The organism is Comamonas denitrificans, from assembly GCF_017368815.1.
GTDB lineage: Bacteria > Pseudomonadota > Gammaproteobacteria > Burkholderiales > Burkholderiaceae_C > Comamonas > Comamonas denitrificans.
Genome location: NZ_JAFNME010000039.1, coordinates 1 through 18,663 on the forward strand (window position 1 = coordinate 1; position 18,663 = coordinate 18,663).

At 59.3% G+C, this 18,663-nt stretch carries 14 protein-coding genes, 1 tRNA gene and 1 pseudogene; 7 read left to right on the forward strand and 9 right to left on the reverse strand.

Annotated features, from left to right (window positions below):
• Positions 1-186 precede the first annotated feature (186 nt).
• Positions 187-2,124 carry a SpoIIE family protein phosphatase gene (locus J1777_RS12835; protein WP_207576092.1) on the reverse strand — a complete coding sequence of 646 codons (1,938 nt, stop codon included), beginning with the start codon at positions 2,122-2,124 and terminating at the stop codon, positions 187-189.
• A 50-nt stretch (positions 2,125-2,174) separates the two neighbouring features.
• Between J1777_RS12835 and J1777_RS12840 the strand changes: the two genes are divergently transcribed.
• Both J1777_RS12840 and J1777_RS12845 read left to right on the forward strand, forming a co-directional pair.
• Entirely contained in the window at positions 2,175-2,507 is a 333-nt protein-coding gene (locus tag J1777_RS12840; protein ID WP_207576093.1) for an STAS domain-containing protein, read from the forward strand.
• A gap of 2 nt (positions 2,508-2,509) precedes the next feature.
• A complete protein-coding gene (locus tag J1777_RS12845; protein WP_207576094.1) occupies positions 2,510-2,998 on the forward strand; it encodes an ATP-binding protein in 489 nt (162 codons plus the stop codon).
• 54 nt (positions 2,999-3,052) lie between these two features.
• Here J1777_RS12845 and J1777_RS12850 read toward each other — a convergent pair whose 3' ends face one another.
• The 5 genes and pseudogenes from J1777_RS12850 to J1777_RS14480 form a co-directional block, all read right to left on the reverse strand.
• On the reverse strand, positions 3,053-4,570 hold the full coding sequence (locus J1777_RS12850) for an ATP-binding protein (RefSeq protein WP_207576095.1): 1,518 nt from the start codon (positions 4,568-4,570) through the stop codon (positions 3,053-3,055).
• Positions 4,563-7,268 (reverse strand): aldehyde dehydrogenase family protein, encoded by a 2,706-nt coding sequence (locus tag J1777_RS12855; RefSeq protein ID WP_207576096.1) that lies wholly within the window; start codon positions 7,266-7,268, stop codon positions 4,563-4,565. The genes J1777_RS12850 and J1777_RS12855 overlap by 8 nt, the downstream gene beginning before the upstream one ends.
• A gap of 15 nt (positions 7,269-7,283) precedes the next feature.
• Complete coding sequence (locus tag J1777_RS12860) at positions 7,284-8,429, reverse strand: LuxE/PaaK family acyltransferase (RefSeq protein WP_207576097.1); 1,146 nt, start codon at positions 8,427-8,429, stop codon at positions 7,284-7,286.
• A 34-nt stretch (positions 8,430-8,463) separates the two neighbouring features.
• Positions 8,464-9,672: an MFS transporter gene (locus J1777_RS12865; RefSeq protein ID WP_207576098.1), complete on the reverse strand. Its 1,209-nt coding sequence runs from the start codon at positions 9,670-9,672 to the stop codon at positions 8,464-8,466.
• Positions 9,673-9,784: 112 nt separating this feature from the next.
• Positions 9,785-11,599: pseudogene (locus J1777_RS14480) on the reverse strand (methyl-accepting chemotaxis protein).
• Positions 11,600-11,803: 204 nt separating this feature from the next.
• Between J1777_RS14480 and J1777_RS12875 the strand changes: the two are divergent.
• Positions 11,804-12,916 carry a 3-deoxy-7-phosphoheptulonate synthase gene (locus tag J1777_RS12875; RefSeq protein ID WP_207576099.1) on the forward strand — a complete coding sequence of 371 codons (1,113 nt, stop codon included), beginning with the start codon at positions 11,804-11,806 and terminating at the stop codon, positions 12,914-12,916.
• Positions 12,917-13,017: 101 nt separating this feature from the next.
• On the opposite strand, the gene J1777_RS12880 is transcribed toward J1777_RS12875, so the two are convergent.
• The 3 genes from J1777_RS12880 to J1777_RS12890 form a co-directional block, all read right to left on the reverse strand.
• Positions 13,018-13,866, reverse strand: coding sequence for a MurR/RpiR family transcriptional regulator (locus J1777_RS12880; protein ID WP_207576100.1), 849 nt, complete (start codon positions 13,864-13,866; stop codon positions 13,018-13,020).
• A 190-nt stretch (positions 13,867-14,056) separates the two neighbouring features.
• Positions 14,057-14,133: transfer RNA gene (locus J1777_RS12885), tRNA-Pro, on the reverse strand.
• 68 nt (positions 14,134-14,201) lie between these two features.
• On the reverse strand, positions 14,202-15,131 hold the full coding sequence (locus J1777_RS12890; protein ID WP_207576105.1) for a polyprenyl synthetase family protein: 930 nt from the start codon (positions 15,129-15,131) through the stop codon (positions 14,202-14,204).
• A 215-nt stretch (positions 15,132-15,346) separates the two neighbouring features.
• On the opposite strand from J1777_RS12890, the gene rplU reads away from it, so the two are divergent.
• The 4 genes from rplU to proB all read left to right on the forward strand — a co-directional run bounded on the left by rplU (position 15,347) and on the right by proB (position 18,484).
• On the forward strand, positions 15,347-15,658 hold the full coding sequence (rplU, locus tag J1777_RS12895) for a 50S ribosomal protein L21 (RefSeq protein WP_207576101.1): 312 nt from the start codon (positions 15,347-15,349) through the stop codon (positions 15,656-15,658).
• Positions 15,659-15,676: 18 nt separating this feature from the next.
• Positions 15,677-15,937: a 50S ribosomal protein L27 gene (gene rpmA, locus J1777_RS12900; protein WP_207576102.1), complete on the forward strand. Its 261-nt coding sequence runs from the start codon at positions 15,677-15,679 to the stop codon at positions 15,935-15,937.
• A 121-nt stretch (positions 15,938-16,058) separates the two neighbouring features.
• A complete protein-coding gene (gene cgtA, locus J1777_RS12905) occupies positions 16,059-17,153 on the forward strand; it encodes an Obg family GTPase CgtA (RefSeq protein ID WP_207576103.1) in 1,095 nt (364 codons plus the stop codon).
• A 200-nt stretch (positions 17,154-17,353) separates the two neighbouring features.
• Positions 17,354-18,484, forward strand: a complete 1,131-nt coding sequence (gene proB, locus J1777_RS12910) for a glutamate 5-kinase (RefSeq protein WP_207576104.1) — start codon at positions 17,354-17,356, stop codon at positions 18,482-18,484.
• Positions 18,485-18,663: the final 179 nt, after the last annotated feature.

Here is an 18,663-nt window from a genome sequence, read left to right on the forward strand (position 1 = left end):
GCGCCGCAGGGTTGGCCATGCCAGCGGTGGGCGGGCTGGGCGGCGCGGCGGGGGCGGCTGCGGGCTGGGTGGTACAGCCGCCCAAAGCGGTCAGCATAAGAAGCAGGGCCATTTCACAAAACAGAATGCGGCGCATAAGAATGAGGTGTTGAAAGCGGTATCAGAGGGGATGGGACTTCTTTTGAATCATGGCGTTGCGAGCAGATGTACGGCCATCACGGTGATGTCGTCTGACTGCTCAGCCCCAGCGGAAAAGCTACGCACCGCGCCAGAGAGCGCCGCAGTGGTTTGTGCGGCACTGCCATGTTTTAAGTTTTCCAAGGCCGCCAACAAGCGCTGCTCACCATAAAAATCACCCGCGTTATTTTGGGCTTCGGTCACACCGTCGGTATAAAGCAGCAGCCGGTCGCCCGGGCTCAGTTGGGTGGTTTCAGTGTGATAAACACACTCTTGCACCGCGCCTACCACCAGTTGCCTGCGCCCTTGCAGAAAATAAGCGGCCGCATTTTCAGGCACCAATACCGGGGGGTTGTGCCCCGCATTGGCCCACGCCATGCGACGAGTTTCTACGTCAATCACGGCGTAAAAAATAGTGACGAACATATTTTGTTCGTTGTCTGCGGCCAACTGGGCATTCAATCGCCCCAGGGTATGGGCCGGGTCGAGGGCTTCAAAGACCAGCGATTTAAGCAAAGTGCGGCTCATGGCCATAAAAAGCGCTGCAGGCACCCCCTTGCCAGATACGTCGGCCACCACCAGCCCCAGGTGGCGTGCGTCCAGCCAGAACCAGTCGTAAAAATCACCCCCCACTTCTTTGGCGGGCTCCAGGGTGGCACACAGGTCAATGCAGCCTTTGCCAGGAAAAGGCTGCGGGACTTTGGGGACCAAGGTCATCTGAATGGCATGGGCAACGCTCAACTCGCTTTCGATGCGCTCACGGGCAGAGTTTGCGGCCAGCAGTGCCCCAATATGGGATTGCAAGTCAGTTTGCATTTTGACCAGCGTGCGGCTGAGATGACCCACCTCATCTTGGGCCTGCGCTGCGGGCAGCAGGGTATTGAAATCACCGGTGCTAATGTGCTGCGCGGCCGTTGCCAGATCACGCAGCGGCTGGGTAATGGTGCGCGAGACAGCAACAATAATGAGCACAATCAGCAAGATGCCCAGCACGCCAATGATGGCGGCCACCAAGGTGAGTTGGTTGGCACCACGAAATAGTTCATTTTCTGGAAACACAATGCCCAACGACCAGCCTGCGCTCGATACCGGGCCATAGTAAAGCCGCACTTTGGCACCGCTGGGGGTGGTGTGTGCAATGAATCCCGTCTCTCCTTGCACCACGCGTTGCCCAAGCTGGATAAGCCCAGGGTCCACCCCCTGGGCGTGGACTGCAGCTTCAGCGGCCGGTGTTTTCGTAATGTGTCGCAGCACATGCTCACGGCTCGGGTGGTAAATCACCTGCCCTTCTTGGGTCAGTAAAAACATGTACCCCGTATCCAAAACCTTGATGCTGGTGAGCGCTTTGTCTAACCAGCCAAGCTCTAGGTCAGCCGTCACCACACCGGCCAGTTTGCGCACTCCCCCCTGCATCCGATAAAAGGGCACCGAATAGGTGGTCATCAGGCTATCGCCACCACCGTCATCAAAATACGGCTCACTCCAGCGCGGCTGTGCTTGGTGCAGGGGCGCTTGAAACCAATTTTTCTCTAGGTAGTTGTAGCTTTCGCCCAAGTCACGAAAGGCGATTGTGTCCTGTTGCCGCCAGGCATAAGGCGCATACAGCGCCGGTGCCTCCTGATCGGGTTGAAAGGCCACCGCACTGCCATAAATTTGCGGGTGGTTGTCCAAAACACCTTGCTGCAGGCGCTGCAGGGCCGAGGCGCTCAACGGTGCTTCTTCCAGATGCACGGCCGCCTTTTCAATCACCCAGGTTGTGTCATCCAATAGGGAGGCAATTTGATTGGAGGCCGACCGGATGATGTTCTTGGCATCAGCGATGGCATCTTGCTCCAGCATGTGCCGTGCATACCATTGGATGGAGGCCAGCAACAAAGCAAAGACCAGTGTCGTACCCAGGCCGATGGACAGGACAAGGCGTGTGGCAACACTGTGTCTGGGGTGCATGGTTAAGATTTAGCCTGGCTGGATTTTGTAAATTGAAGAGGATTTTTGCCATGGACATGGTTCCAACAACAATGGCCAACGCCACCATTATTCCACTGCAGGGGCAGATCAACAGTATGAATGCCCAGGCCCTGGAAGCCCAGTTGCTGGCCCTGGTTCATGGCGGGGCACGACAAATCGTGCTCGATTGCACAGGGTTGGAATACATCTCCAGCGCAGGCCTGCGCGTGGTACTGATATTGGCCAAACGCCTCAAGCAAGAGGGCGGGAGATTGGTGGTGTGCGCCCTGCAACCGGCGGTGCATGAGGTGTTTGATATCAGCGGTTTTCTGTCTATTTTGGAGGTAGAAAACACCTGTGAGGATGCGCTTGCAAGGCTTTAGCCATGGATGTGCACCCCACTCCAACGCCTTGCCCCCATTGGCAAACGGCCCCTCTGCAACTTGCGCCTGGCAACGCAGCCCAGGCGGGGCCCCCTGCACTGGCCTGGCTTCAAGCGCTGTGCGTGCAATGGGCCGTGCCGCACAAGCTCATACTGACCATCCGCCTGTGCACAGAGGAAATTCTGACCAATATCGCCACCCACGCCCATCGTGGTGATGGCGTGGCAGCAGAGGTTACGTTGCGCTGCGGCCAGCTCACCAACGGGGTGGGGGTGGTCATTTGTGATGATGGCATTGCCTTTGATCCCACCGCACAAACCAGCCCCTTGCTGGCCAGCACACTGGACGATGCCATGCCGGGAGGGCATGGGTTGCGGCTGGTGCGCCACTACACCCACTCTTGGCATTACCGCAGGAAGGCGGGGCTTAATGAGCTGCTGCTGGTCTTTGCCTATCCTTGGCCGATCCCTGTTCCGCCCCATCCCAAGTGATCACGGCCTGCGGGCAAAAGCCAACCATTAACAGCTTGCTTGCCTGTGACTTGCTTACTGCCCACGCGCTGCCTGGTATTGCTGCGCAATAGCCTGCAGGAGCCCCTGCGCATGGGGTGAATGGGCATGGACCCGGCTGGCATCAAACGCGATATGGTTCAGGTACTGCAGGCGCAGAACATCGCCCGCCTCTTCCCCCTCCCACTGCTCAGGCAACACGCCCGCAAATAAAAACCCTTTTCCTGCCAACACCCCCGCCAATGCCATGGCAGCAGGACTGGCCATGGGCAAGTCCATGTACACCACATCGACTTTTTTCTCACACAGCTGCTGAAGATGGTGGGTTACCAGTGCTTGTGCATCATTGCCGGTACGGTGCACAGTGATGACAGCATCGTTAAACAGTTCGCTGCGCACCCGCAAGGTGAGCGCGCTGGCACCTTGGCATTCTTGCAGCGCAGCCACTGGTGCCGGCTGCAATTGCCGCCGCAAACCTGTTTGAACATGAATGCGCTCGATCAGCGGCAGATAGACGGCAGGCGCAAACACGCAGCGCAAGGGCTCAGGATTGAGGCGTGTGTAAAAGTACACGGCCGATTGCCGCTGGCCTTGCAGCTTGTCATCAATCTTATTGAATACCACATGGCTGGGGATGTAGGACAGCAGCACCCCGGTTTCGCGGGCACCCAAGCTTAAATTGCCTTTTTGCGTGTAAGGGTGAATGGTGACCGCCTCACTGACCAGTCCGTAAAGCCCCTGGGCTTGGCCATGCGCTATCAAAAACTGCTTGAGTTGTTTAAACAGATTCAACCCTCGGTACCGTGGCTCGACCATCGCAGCACCGCTTTCGGCCACTTTGGCCCCCGCATGGGCGTAAAACAGACACAAACAAGCAATCAAGCGGCCATCGTCCAGGGTGACCGCGCAGCATTGCAGCAGACCGCTGGCCAGTTGTTGGCGAATTTTGTCCGGATAATAAAAATCGCTGACGTAGGTATAGCCGTAGGTTCTGTAAGCCAGTTGTGCGAGTGCCAAGGCATCTTGCGGTTCAAGCAAACGCAGTGCAACGGGAGGGCTAACCACCACCGCCGACTCCACGGCTTGAGCAGGCGGGGGCTGCTCAGCCTCAGGCACACTAGGCGCCACGCTGGATAAAGGTAGATTTTTCAGCAGCTCCAGGCGCTTCCCCGCTTTGCCCAGGTTGATAAGGCTTAAGCCATCGCTTAAACCCCGCAGCAGGCGAAAACTTAGATAAAGCGCCTCACTTTCCTCCAGTTGCTGCAAATCCAGCGGCAGACCTTTGTCTTGCAGCGCAATCACCAAAACACCCGGACGCTGCTGCAGCTCCAGGGTGATTTCACCGCTCTCGCCCGCCTCAAAGGCGCTGTGCATGACGCTGGTAAAAGCCTCTTCTACCAGCAACTCGATATGCCCCAGCGCCTGCGCCCCAAAGCCCAAACAGCGGGCAAACTCCACCGCCCAGCATTGCAGCGGGCGCACAGCCGCTAGCTGCGCCAGCACGGTGGTGCGGGCAAAGCTGCCGTTGGGTTGGGTGTGCAAAGCATCAGCCATGGCTGCGCTTATCCACCATGCGGCGGATTTTTCCAGTCTTGGGATTGCGCGGCAAAGCCCCCGGAGGCAGCACCCGAACAACGGGCATCGCAACCGATTGATTGCGCACGTTCGTGGCCAGCACCGGTCGCTGCCCCAGCAGTTGCGCTTGCAATTGGGCCGCCAACTCCTGGGCACGTTCGGGAGACAAATCGTTGTGGGCCTCGACCTCCAGCAACAATTCATCAAGCCCATTGGCTGCGCTGCTGGCGCAGACGGTGAAATACGGACTGAGTTCTGCGAATACGGCCACACATTGCGCCACGCTCTCAACGGTGATGTTGTCAGCACCCAGCACCAGCACCTCATCACTGCGGCCCAATAATTCAAAGCGCAAACTGGTGCGGCCACAAGGGCAAGGGCCGGGAATAATGCGCCCCCTATCGCCTACGGCGTAGCGGATGACGGGCATCAAGGTACGGTCGATATTGGTGACCACGATATTGCCCTCTTGCCCCTGGGGTACAGGATGGCCCGTAGCAGGATCGACAATTTCCAGCCAATGCAGGCTGTCGTCCAAGTGGTGGATGCTGCCCGTCGAGTTCGGGCATTGGTAACCCACATTGCCCGTATCGTTGATGGCATAAGAGACCGAGCGAATCACCTCAGCATGCAGCACTTCGGCCAGGTAAGCGCGGGCGGCGGCGGTCAAGTGCTCGCCCGCATAACCAATTTTACGAATGCGTAAATCCCTAATACCTTGCTGCTGCACATACTGCGCAATGCCCACCAACACCGAGGGAATAGACACCACGCCATCAACCACAGGGAACGCACGCAACTGGGCCACGATATTTTCCATCGCGATATGTCCACCGATGGGCAGCAAATGAACACCCAATGCTTCTGCTGCTTGGTTCACACTCATGAACGAGGCCCACATATTCCCGGCAAAAAACAGATTGGCCACCACATCACCCGGTGCAAACAACCCCAACCCCATACTTTTGCCGATGCTGGCGGCGTTGCGCCGGTTTTCATCCACGGTGCGATAAACAAACTTTGGGGCTCCCGTGGTGCCACCGCTGGCAAACGAGATGGAATTGCCCAAAGGGGCCGTAAGCAACCCAGCACCTTGCGGTGGCAGGTGGGCGCGAAACTCGGCAGGCTGCAGCAGTGCTACGCCCGCAAGCGCTGATAAGTCGAGTAAATCCTGCGCGGGCAGGCGTTCGCGGTAAAAAGGCGATTGACTGCGGGCAACGCGCAGCACCTGGTTCAGCTTGGTCAGGATGGCGCTGTGGCGCTGGGCATCAGGCAAGAAATCCCAGTGTTCGTGCAGGGGAAGTTCGTGGCCAATGGACACCCAGCGCACCATGTGTGCCAAGCCGCGCGTTGCATCGTGCGGTGTGCCGTGTTTGCGCCGGTGCATATGACCAATGGCGGTGATGCGGTCTGCGCCCGAAGCCGCCAGCCTGTCTGCCAACGCAAACAACCGCGCACTGTCAGCCAAAATTCCTACCGACTGAATGAATGCGCCTTGCGGTGCCAAGGTGGCGTACAGGTCTTCGTCGCTGTCAATGGCCACCACAAAAGCCGTGCGGTGTTGGCACGAAACTTTAAATACAGGCGCTTTTTGCAGTACCACCGTCCAGCGTTGGTCTGATACGGCAGGAATCAGCAGCTCAGCCTGTCCCAGCGCTTGCTCCACCCGTGCCAGCTCGCGCGTGCGGGTAATTTCGGTTTGCTCATGCATGTTGATGGGCGCTTGAGGACACACCCGCTCAAAGGCATCAAACGCCTGCGCCAAGGTCTGCGCAAACTGCTGGGCAGCCTCTTGGCCATAGACAAAAACGCTGTGCGGCGAGGAGCAAGCCGCCTGCTCCCACATCGAAAAATCCCGTGCCAGCTCGTCGGCGACGGCACGGCGGTTATCCTCGGTCAAAGCGGTACGGTCAAGCACCGCCAGTGAGTATTTAGGGCCAAATTCCAGCACATCGGTATGCAAACCACGGCCGCTGCGGTACACCTCAACCGTCTCTTGTCCGCCATAAACGACGATCAGATCGGCCTGTTGCTTAATCACCGCCTCAATGGCTTGATCGCCTCCTTTGAAGGGCAGCAGTGCAATGCTGGGAGTTATTAATCCTTGCACATCACACTCTTGCAGCACCTGGGCAAACAACAGCGGAAACACCGGATCGAACGACGACATTTTCAGCACGTTGGCATTCTTGGTCATGATGCCCTGCACCAAAGTATCGACAGCGCTGACAAACACATTGCTGGCCGACACATGCGCCACCACTCCCTTGGGCGTGGCGCGCAAGTAGCCACCAAAACGAGGATTCCAGACAAAGCGGTCGATGTAATCGGGATCATCCAAATCCACCGCTAGGCGCTTCATAAGGTTGTCATAGCGCAATATCCAGACGATGGCATCCAGCCCGGCGGCAATCATCTCCGGCGAGAAACTCAGTAAAGCGGGCATTTGCTCCAAAATGCGCTGGCGCACCGGATGCTGGGGGTTTGCCAGTTTCTGCCCGACCCGATCGAGCACGGCGGCCAAGGCACTAATCGGTGTTTGGCGCAGGCGCTCTACGCTGTCGTGGGCATCGGCAAACAGTGCCTGCACCATATCGGGCGTAATGGCAGGGGTAGTAACAAACTCACCCAGACGGAACCAAGTGACGGTAGTGGGCGCAGTAACAGTGGTGTTCATGGTGTCACTCGTTTCTTAGAGTTTGATTAACTGCGAAGCCAAAATCGCACAGCCGGCGTGTTTTTGGACTCCTGCCCGTCCGTGCAGCACGATGTAGCGCCCTGGCAGACCGCAGCTGCAGCCGCTGCCTATGCGACCCAAGTCGGTTGAAAGTACAGAAATCGCTGGCGCACTGCGCAGATAACTCGTTTGCAATTTGAGCAGGCCCACACCTCCTTCAGGCAGCACCTGCATCGTGCCGGGATCAATGGCCGCCACGTTGGCAAAGCTGGGAATGTGGTAGTGGCGCTCGCTGCAGCTCAGGTAGGGTACGCCGTGCTCCACCATGCCGTAAAAATCGCGCACATTTTGCGGCGCAATCCCCAATACCTGCGAGACCAATTGGGCGTACTGCTCAAAGCTGACCGTGGTACCTGTGTGCGACTTCCAGCCACCGCCGGTAATGAGCAAGCTGCCTGCCGGGAACTGCCAGCGCACGCCTCGGCGCTGCAACTCTTGCAAAGTGGCAAAACTAAAGGCCAAAAAACCCACAACGCGCAATGGCAAACCAGTAGCAGCAAAACGCTCCAGGGTGATGATGGCTTGCTCCATATCGAACTGCGGCTGACCGTCGCTGCCCGCTTGCAGGGCAAAGTATTTTTCAGCCGTGGGGGCAAAGCTAGTATAGACATTAAAAGTGTGCGCAGCTCCCCGGCTGCCTGCCATGTCTGGGGCATAAGAGAACACCAGATAGTTCACCGGCGTATCGCTGGTCAGACCCATACTGCGTGCCAGCAGGGCACGCATACCGGCCTGGCGCTCAAACGACACACTATCTAAATTGATCTGACTTTGCTGACCCTGCGTCCCCGAAGAGGTCAGTTGCAGCGCGATTTGGTCCTCGGGGACGGAGAGCAGACGGTGCTGTTTAAAAGCCGTGACAAAAATATGCGGAATGCTCACCACATCGGCCCAGCTTTGCACCTGTTCGGGCACAAATCCATACTGGGCACAAATTCCTCGGTACACCATGGAGTGCTCAATGTGAAACGCTGCCATCTCGCGCATCGACTGGGTGAACAATGCCCGGGTCTGGGCACTGTCATCAAACGCCTGGGGGCGCTGGGAGTAGTCATAAAGGCGGTAGGTCGCCTGTTCGGCTTGCGCGATCGGGTCTGCCATGGTCACAGTCTCCTGAAAATTTTCAATCGTAGTTTTAATCTTGCCCCACGCGCTGCTGGCGCAGGGCGGGAACGGAAAACACATATACCGCACAGAGCAGCAAAGCCACGGCACTGCCCAATAACACCGTGTTGGGTGTCAGCTGGTCTGTCAGCCACCCCGTCACGCCGAAAGACAGCGGCTGGGATGAGAGCGCCAAGGCCATCAACAAACTAAAAAATTGCCCGAGCGCATGGGCCGGCACCAAACGCTGAAATAGCGTGATCAAGCAAATATTGACTCCGTTGAGGGCCAACCCGACCAGCAGCAACGCCACCAAAAATAAGCCTAGCGAAGCCCACAGCCCCATCGCCGTAAAACAGGCCACAACCAGCAACAAACTGCCCCCCAGCAAAGTGGCCACACTGGTGCGCAAACGCACCTGCCCCAGCAGCAAGGCTGCCAGCAGCATGCCACCGGTATAAGCGGCCATGAGCACCCCAATGCCCCCTGGCCCGCTGGCAAACTGCCCTTCGGCAAACACAGGGATGAGCACCGTCAAGGATGAAAATAAAAAGTTGATGACCACCAATGGCCCCAGCAAGTAGAGCACCACCGGCACACTGCGCATAGTCTGCCAGCCCTGACCCAGCCCGTGGCGCACCGAGGTACGAGCGGCTGCCGGTGCATGCGCCCACGCCATGCGCAACAAGAAAAAGGCTGATAAGCCAAAAGAAACTAAATTGCACAAAAACGCGGCAGGCACACCAATCAAGGCAATCAAACTGCTGCCGGCTAAAAATCCCAAGGCCCCGCTGGCGTTGGCGGACAGCTGGCCCAGTGCATTGGCTTGGGTCAGCTGCTCACCTTTGACCAACTGGGGCACCATGGCCAAGGTTGCCGGATTAAAAAAAGCCGCCGTCATCGATAGCAGGGCCGTGATACCTACCAACAGCGGCATATTAAGCTGCTGCGTTTGCGCCAAGATGGCCAAGCTCAGCACCAAGATGGCACGCACACCATCACAAACCAAGGCAATTGTGCGACGGTTGGCACGATCCGCCACATAGCCAGCCCAGGGTGCAACCAAAATGGCCGGCAACGTTGATGCCACCATCACCACTCCCAACATGGTGCCCGAGCGCGTCCAGCTATACACCAGCCAAATCACCGCCAGGGTGTGCACCCTGTCGCCCACCTGCGAGGCGACTTGGGCCAGCCAAAAATTACGAAAAGCAGGATGGGTACGCAGGAGTTCAAACATAAAAATAAGGCAGGGGAGGTTTGAGCCTCTTCCCTGAAGACGGCCGTGTGCCCCTCTCTATTGCAACAACACGGCTCAATGCACAAGCCAGCAGACTCGCACAATAGTCTGTTTACCGCAACACCCCCAGGGACTGCGGCAGCTTAAAGCCCGCCACCACGTCTGCCAGGCTGTGCGCCTGCTGCTGCAGCGACTGGGCGGCGGCCGTCGCCTCTTCCACCAGGGCCGCGTTTTGCTGCGTGGCCTGGTCCATGTGGGTGATGGCGGTGCCCACTTCGGCAATGCCAGTGCTTTGCTCTTGGCTGGCGCTGCTGATCTCGGCCACGACGGTGTTCACCTGGCGGATGCTGTCCACCACCTGGGCCATGGTGGCCCCGGCCTCTTGCACCTGGCGGCTGCCGCTGGCCACCTGCGTGACAGAGTCTTCAATCAGCCCTTTGATCTCTTTAGCGGCCTCGGCGCTGCGCCCGGCCAGGGTGCGCACTTCGCTGGCGACGACGGCAAAACCCCGACCTTGTTCGCCCGCCCGGGCGGCTTCAACGGCAGCGTTCAGCGCCAAGATATTGGTCTGAAAGGCAATACCGTCAATCACGCTGATGATGGCCTCAATCTTGCGCGATGCGGCCTCAATGCCGCCCATGGTCTGCACCACCTGGCCGACGACCTCCCCACCGTGGGCCGCAACGTCTGAGGCTGCGTGCGCCAATTGCCGCGCTTGCTGGGCATTGCTGGCGTTTTGCTGCACGGTAGCGGTCAGTTCTTCCATGGCGGCGGCGGTTTCTTCCAAGCTGCTGGCTTGTTGCTCAGTGCGCTCGGACAGGTCGCGGTTGCCTGCCGCAATCTCGGTGGTGGCCAGGCGCACGTTTTCCGCCGCAGCGCGGATTTGCAGCAGCACGGCGGCGATCTTGTCGGCAAACTGGTTGAAGGCAAGGGCGATCTGCGCCAGTTCGTCCTTGCCGGTGGCGTCCATGCGGCGGGTCAGGTCGCCTTCGCCGCTGGCGATGTCGGCCAGGGCATCGCGCACCAGGGGCAGGCGGCGCAGCAGGCGACTGACACCGATGGGCAGCAGCACGGCGGCAGCCACGATGCAGACCAGGGCGATGAGCACTTCCAGTTGCAGCAGTTCGCGCAGGGACGCCTGGGCATCGGCCTTGTCCACGGCGATGCCCAGCATCCAGGGCGTGCCCTCGACGCGGGCAGCGTAAACGAGCTGCGTGGCGCCGCTCACGTCCACTTCGGTGTGGCCCCCGGATTGGGCCAGCCCTGCCATGAGCGATGTCGTCAGCGCCGGGGCGATGGCGGTGGCGGGTTTCAGCACCAGCTCGGCATTGGCGTAGGCCAGGATGTTGCCGGCGTCGTCCAGCAGGAAGGCAAAGCTCTTGTTCGTGGCGCGGATGCCATTGACCTTGCGGGTCACGCTGTCCAGGTGCATGTCGGTGCCGACGATGGCGGTGAGCGTGCCGGACTCGGAGATTGGCTCGGCGAAGGTGATGGTCAGCTTGCCGGTGGTGGCGTCCACGTAGGGCGCGGTCACGACGGCCTTGTTAGCGGCGGCAGCTTCCTTGTACCAGGGGCGTGCGGTGCCGACGTAGCCATCCGGCATGGGGTGGGGAAAGACGTGCGGGCCGTGGGCATAGACGAAGTAGGCATCGTCAAAATCCCCGGCTTGCTTGGCCGCCAGCAGGAAGGGCACGGGTTCGTCTTTGCCCACGGCCTGCTAGATGGAGCTGGTGATGCGCTGCTTTTCGCGCACCCATTCGGTCAGTTCGGAGGCGTGCAGATGGGTGAGCTGGCCGATGCGCTGGTCGAGCGATTGCTGGGCATCGTCGCGCACCGAAAAAAAAGTGGCCAGCGCCAAGGCCAGCAGGGATACCGTGGTGATGGCAACGCAGATACCGATCAGGCGGGCACGCAGACTATGAAACATGATGCTGGCTCCAAAATTGGCTATCGATACAACGAAAGCAGTGCAGAAATTTTTATACCGCTGGCAACCATTGTCCCTATTGGTAAACCCGCCAGTGCGGCCCCCAGGGCCACACATTTGTGGCAAAGCCCCCAAGAACACGCGGAAAACGCAGAAGGGGTCGTGGACAATCGGCGGTATGTTCTTTCCCTTGCACGAGGTTGTATGACCGCTTCTGTCCCCCCCCATAAAGCAGCGGCAATCCCCGCCACCCTGGACACCACCCGCATTGACGACACGCGCATCAAAGCCGTGCGCCCCTTGATCACACCGGCCTTGCTGCAAGAGTGGCTGCCCGCCACCGCGCAGGCGCTGGAGCTGGTCGAAACCAGCCGCCGCGCCATTGCCAACATCCTGCATGGGCAGGATGACCGGCTGATCGTCGTCGTTGGCCCCTGCTCCATCCACGACCACGAGCAGGCCATGGACTATGCCCGCCAGCTGCAGGCGCAGGCCCAGGCGCTCCAGGGCGAACTGCTCATCGTCATGCGCGTCTATTTTGAAAAACCGCGCACCACCGTCGGCTGGAAGGGCTACATCAACGACCCGCACCGCGACGACAGCTTTGCCATGAACGAAGGGCTGGAGATGGCGCGGCGCCTGCTGCTGGAGGTGCTGGCGCTGGGCTTGCCGGTGGGCACCGAGTTTTTGGACCTGCTCTCGCCCCAATTCATCAGTGACCTGGTCAGCTGGGGTGCCATCGGGGCCCGCACCACCGAAAGCCAAAGCCACCGCCAACTGGCCAGCGGCCTGTCCTGCCCGGTCGGCTTTAAAAATGGCACCGATGGCGGCCTGAAAGTAGCGGCCGATGCCATCTTGGCCGCCCAGGCACCGCACGCCTTCATGGGCATGACCAAGATGGGGCAAAGCGCCATCTTCGAAACGCGCGGCAACCGCGACTGCCACGTCATCCTGCGCGGCGGCAAAGTGCCCAACTACAGCGCCGCCGACGTGCAAGCCGCCTGCGCGCTGCTGGAAAAATCTGGCCTGCGCCCGCAGGTCATGATTGACCTGTCGCACGCCAACAGCAGCAAACAACACCGCCGCCAGATCGACGTGGCCGCCGACGTGGCCACACAAATCGCCGGGGGCGATGCGCGCATCACCGGCGTAATGATCGAAAGCCACCTGCGCGAAGGCCGCCAAGACATCGTGGACGGGCAGGAGCTGGCCTACGGCGTATCGCTGACCGATGCCTGCATCAGCCTGGAGCAAACCATCCCGGTGCTGGAACAATTGGCCGCCGCCGTGCGCCAACGGCGCGCTGCAGCGCAATAAAGCCCTATAAAAAGAGCTGTTGGCGCTTTAACTACATTGATTTATAGGCATTTAGCCCATTAAATCAATACGAAACAAGCGCAGACAGCTCTCTTTTTTAACTACTGCTCATAGCGCTTGCTGCGCAACAACTGCTTAATGATTTTTGAGTTTTGCTGCACGCTGGGGCCAATTTGCAACGCCACACAGGTGGCCAGCACATCAATGATGAGCAAGTGCAACAAGCGCGAAACCATCGGGCTGTACAAGTCGTAGCCCTCCGGGTGATCGGCCGCCAAATGGATGGCGCAGGCTTTGGCCAAAGGCGAATTGCTGGCCGTAATGGCAATCGTCGTCGCCCCCGCCTGGCGGGCCAATTCCGCCGCCGCGATCAAGTCCCGCGTCAGCCCCGAGTTAGAAATCACCACCGCGCAATCGCCCCGGCGCAGCAAGGCCGCATTCATCAGCTGCACGTGGCCATCACTGCAGCTCATGCTGGTCAGCCCCAAGCGGAAGAATTTGTGCTGCGCATCATCGGCCACCATGCCCGAATTGCCCGCCCCAAAAAACACAATGCGCTGGTGCTGCCGCCAAGTTTGCAAAATCGCCTGGGCGGCCGCCTCCAGCGCCTTGGGCGCAGCCGCATTGCGGTACTCCAAAAAAGCGGCCACCGAGTTGTCCACCACTTTGACCAGCACATCGCCCGCCTTGTCATCCACATCCACGCTGCGGTGCACAAACGGCACCCCCTCGCTGACGCTGCCCACCAGCTTGAGCTTCAAATCGGCCAGCCCGTCATAGCCCATGCTGCGGCAAAAGCGCACCACCGTCGGCTTGCTCACCCGCGCCAATTCCGCCAAGGTGCGCACCGGCAACCGCGCAAACGCCGCCGGATCATCCAGCACCAACTGGGCCACCCGCTGTTCGGCAGGTGCAAGCGAGGGGAGAGAGGCAGCAATACGCTCAAGCATGGCAAATCAAAGGGCAACGGGGGCTGAACAACGCGGCCAGATTGTCCAGAACAACCTTTGCAGCCGCGCCATATAAAAGAAAAGCGGCAAAGTTTACCGTGCTGCATCGACCATCCCCCACCAACCTGCGGTTGGCGGCAACAGAAAAGCCCAAGTGCATAAGACACTTGGGCTTTTTTGTTGTTTTATCTGGTCGGGGTGAGAGGATTCGAACCTCCGGCCTCTACGTCCCGAACGTAGCGCTCTACCAGGCTAAGCTACACCCCGCGTTTTTGGAGCAAGATCTTTCAAGATCCGCCAAAGCCAGCGATTTTAGCGCGAATCTTGGCAATGCTTTAGGTTCGGCGCAACAAAAGCTGGCTGGCCAAATCACGCATGGCCTCGGTGTAGGCATTGCGTGGCAAGGCTGCCAAAGCGGCAATGGCCCGCAGGGCTTCGGCGTGGGCCGCTTCACGCGTGGCATCCAAGGCGCCGGTGCTGCGCACGATGTGCAAGATGGCTTGCAATTGCTCGGTGCTGCCGTTTTCAATGGCACTGCGCACCACGGCGGCATCGTGCGCACTGGCGCGTTGCATGGCGATGATCAGCGGCAGGGTGTTTTTGCCTTCCCGCAAATCGTCGCCCAGGTTTTTGCCCATTTCCTGCGCATCGCCGTCGTAGTCGAGCACGTCATCAATGATTTGAAAGGCCGTGCCCAGTGCCTGCCCGTAGGTGGCGCAGGCGGCTTCGATCTCTGCACTGGCACCGGCCAACTGGGCGGCAATTTGGGCGCTGGCTTCAAACAGCTTGGCGGTTTTGGAGCGAATGACGTGCAAGTACCCGGCCTCGTCCAGATCGGCATCGTGGGTGTTGATCAGCTGCATCACCTCGCCTTCGGCAATGATGTTGGTCGCATCCGAGAGCACTTTCAAAATGGGCAAACTGCCCACTTCCACCATCATCTGAAAAGACCGGGTATGCAAAAAGTCGCCCACCAACACGCTGGCCGGATTGCCAAAGGTTTCATTGGCCGTGGGGCGGCCTCGGCGCATGGTCGATTCATCGACCACATCATCGTGCAGCAAAGTAGCCGTGTGGATCAGCTCCACCACGGCGGCCAGCTTGTATTTGTCGGCGCTGGCCACGCCCAGGGCACCGGCGGTCAGCAGCACCAAGGCCGGGCGCAGGCGTTTGCCGCCAGCGGCAATGATGTAACGCGCAACCTGCCCGATCATGGCGACGCTGGTGTCCAGGCGCTGGGCGATCACTTGGTCGAGCGCCTGCATGTCGCTGGCGATCAGCGCCAGGGGGGAAGAAGAGGGGGTCGGGGATGTCAAGATAGTGGCCACCATGAGAAGCCCGCCATTATAGGAAGCCCATCAATCCCTGTTGGGACGGCGATACCACAGGGTTTGGCAAATTTTCAAAATCCACAGTAAAATTGCCGGTTCCCGTAGAAATGGGTCTACGTGGAGAAATTCAAAACTCTGAAAGAGGTTTTATGTACGCGGTCATAAAAACCGGCGGCAAACAGTATCGTGTTGCTGCTGGCGAAAAAATCAAGGTAGAACAGATTGCTGCGGACGTAGGCCAGGAAATCGTGTTGGATCAAGTTTTGGCAGTCGGCAACGGCGCGGAACTGAAGATCGGCACCCCCCTGGTGTCCGGTGCAAGCGTGAAGGCAACCGTGGTTGCCCAAGGCAAGCACGACAAAGTGCGCATTTTTAAACTGCGCCGTCGCAAGCACTACATCAAGCACCAAGGCCATCGCCAGCAGTTCACTGAGCTGCAAATTGTGGCAATTGCTGGTTAATTTTTAGGAGCTTTAGTCATGGCACAGAAAAAAGGCGGCGGCTCTACGCGCAACGGACGTGATTCCAAGCCAAAAATGCTGGGTGTGAAGGCCTTCGGTGGTGAGCTGATCAGCGCAGGCTCGATCATCGTGCGCCAGCGTGGTACCAAATTCCACCCCGGCAGCAACGTCGGCATTGGTCGCGACCACACTTTGTTTGCTTTGGTCGATGGCCATGTATCCTTTGAAACCAAAGGTGCTTTGAACAAGCAAACCGTCAATATCAGCCCCGCTGCCTAAGCGCTGCTGAATGACACCAAAGCCCCGCTTGGTCGGGGCTTTGCTATTTTCCGGGTCTGCTGGCGTATGCTGCGGGCCTTGCTGCATGTGCAGCATTTTTTTGTGAAAGCCACGCCCCACCATGAAATTCGTCGATGAAGCCACCATAGAAATTGTTGCCGGGGACGGCGGCAACGGCGCCGCATCGTTTCGGCACGAAAAATACAAAGAATTCGGCGGCCCCGACGGCGGTGACGGCGGGCGCGGTGGCTACGTCTATGGCGTGGCCGATCCCAACCTGAACACCTTGATCGACTACCGCTACACGCGCCGCTACGAAGCGGGCCGTGGTGAAAACGGCATGGGCTCGGACATGTTTGGCGCGGCCGGCAAAGATATTACGCTGCGCTTTCCCGTGGGCACCATCATTGCCGACCAGGCCACGGGCGAGGTGCTGCACGAGCTGCTGGTGCCGGGCGAGCGCATCGTGCTGGCCAAGGGCGGCGATGGCGGGCTGGGCAATCTGCGCTTTAAAAGTGCCGTCAATCGCGCTCCGCGCCAGAAAACTGCAGGCCGCCCCGGTGAGCGCTTCAGTCTGCAGTTAGAGCTCAAAGTGCTGGCTGATGTGGGCCTGCTGGGCATGCCCAATGCGGGCAAATCCACCTTTATCACGGCGGTTTCCAACGCCCGCCCCAAGATTGCCGACTACCCTTTCACCACGCTGCACCCCAATTTGGGCGTGGTGCGCGTGGCACCTGAGCAAAGTTTTGTGGTGGCCGACATCCCCGGCTTGATCGAAGGGGCCTCGGAAGGGGCCGGTCTGGGCCACCAGTTTTTGCGCCATTTGCAGCGCACGCGCTTGCTGCTGCACATTGTTGATTTGGCCCCGTTTGATGAGGGGGTGGACCCCGTGCAACAGGCCAAAGCCATTGTCGGTGAGCTGAAAAAATACGATGCCCAGCTGTTCAGCAAGCCGCGCTGGTTGGTGCTGAACAAGATCGACATGATCCCCGAGGGCGAACGCGCCGCGCGGGTGCAAGATTTTGTCAAGCGCTTTAAATGGAAAGGCCCGGTGTTTGAAATCTCCGCCCTGGCGCGCGAAGGCACCGATTTGCTGGCCAAAAACATTTACCAGCATGTGCGCAAAGAGCAGCAAATCGAGAACCCCGACCCGGCCAACATCGACCCGCGCTTTGTGCCGGATGAGAGCGATCCGCGCTTTGCTTCGGGTGCCTAAGAACGTGTTCACGATCTCCTCATGGGTGTGCGAGTGCGGCTTCATTCGAGATCATGAACACGTTCTAAGGCGGGCCCGCACCAAGTCATAAGTTATAGCTGTTTGCGCTTTTATTTCAATGATTTTTTAGATAAAAAGACTTGAAAACGCCGTATTTAAAGCGCTAACAGCTCTCGTTTAATTTAACTGCTTTTCTCACCATGTCTGTTGTTCAAGAAGCGCGGCGCATTGTCGTCAAAGTGGGCTCCAGCCTCGTCACCAACGAGGGGCGCGGTCTGGATGAGGCGGCCATCGGGGAATGGGCCCGCCAGTTGGCCGCGTTGGTGCGCGGCCAAGAAGGGCCGCCGCGCGAGCTGATCATGGTCTCCAGCGGGGCCGTGGCTGAGGGCATGAAACGCCTGGGCTGGAAAACCCGCCCCAAAGAGCTGCACGAGCTGCAAGCGGCCGCTGCCGTCGGGCAAATGGGCCTGGTGCAGATGTACGAAACCAAGCTGCGCGACCACCAAGTGGGCAGCGCCCAGGTGCTGCTGACCCACGCCGACCTGGCCGACCGCGAGCGCTACCTGAACGCCCGCTCCACCTTGCTGACGCTGCTGCGCCTGGGCGTGGTGCCGGTGATCAACGAGAACGACACGGTGGTCAATGACGAGATCAAGTTTGGCGACAACGACACCCTGGGCGCGTTGGTGGCCAACTTGGTCGATGCCGATGTGCTCATCATCCTGACCGACCAGCCCGGCCTGTACACCGCCGACCCGCGCAGCAACCCTGCGGCCGAGTTTGTGCACCAGGCCCGCGCGGGCGATCCGGCGCTGGAAACGATGGCCGGGGGCGCGGGTTCCTCGATTGGCAAGGGCGGCATGCTGACCAAGATTTTGGCGGCCAAACGCGCGGCTGGCTCGGGCACCTCCACCGTCATCGCCTGGGGGCGCGAGCACAACGTGCTGCTGCGCCTGTGCCAAGGCGAGTCGATAGGGACGGCGCTGCTGGCCCCGACGCAAAAACTCCAGGCCCGCAAGCAATGGATGCTGGACCACCTGCAACTGCCCGGTGCGGTGCAGGTCGATGCCGGCGCTGCGGCCAAGCTGCAAACCGCTGGCAAAAGCCTGCTGCCCATCGGCATGGTGGCGGTGAGCGGCGAATTTTCGCGCGGCGATGTGATTGCCGTGCGCAACCCTGAGGGCAAAGAAATTGCCCGGGGCCTGGCCAACTACTCCAGCGCCGAGGCGCGGCTGCTGTGCAAGCACAGCTCCAGCGAAATTGCCCAGGTGCTGGGCTACAGCGCCGAACCCGAGATGCTGCACCGCGACAATATGGTGGTGCTGCACTGAAAAATACACCATCAATGGCATATTTCAGCGCCACGTAAGCGCCTATAGCTATGGTAATCCCCCCATAAACCATCACTCTGAGAAGTAGAGCTATGCGGCCATGGCCAGCCGCTGTCTGGGGGTGATGCCGCCCAATGCCATATTTGGGCGTTCATGGTTATACCGCCATATCCACTGCG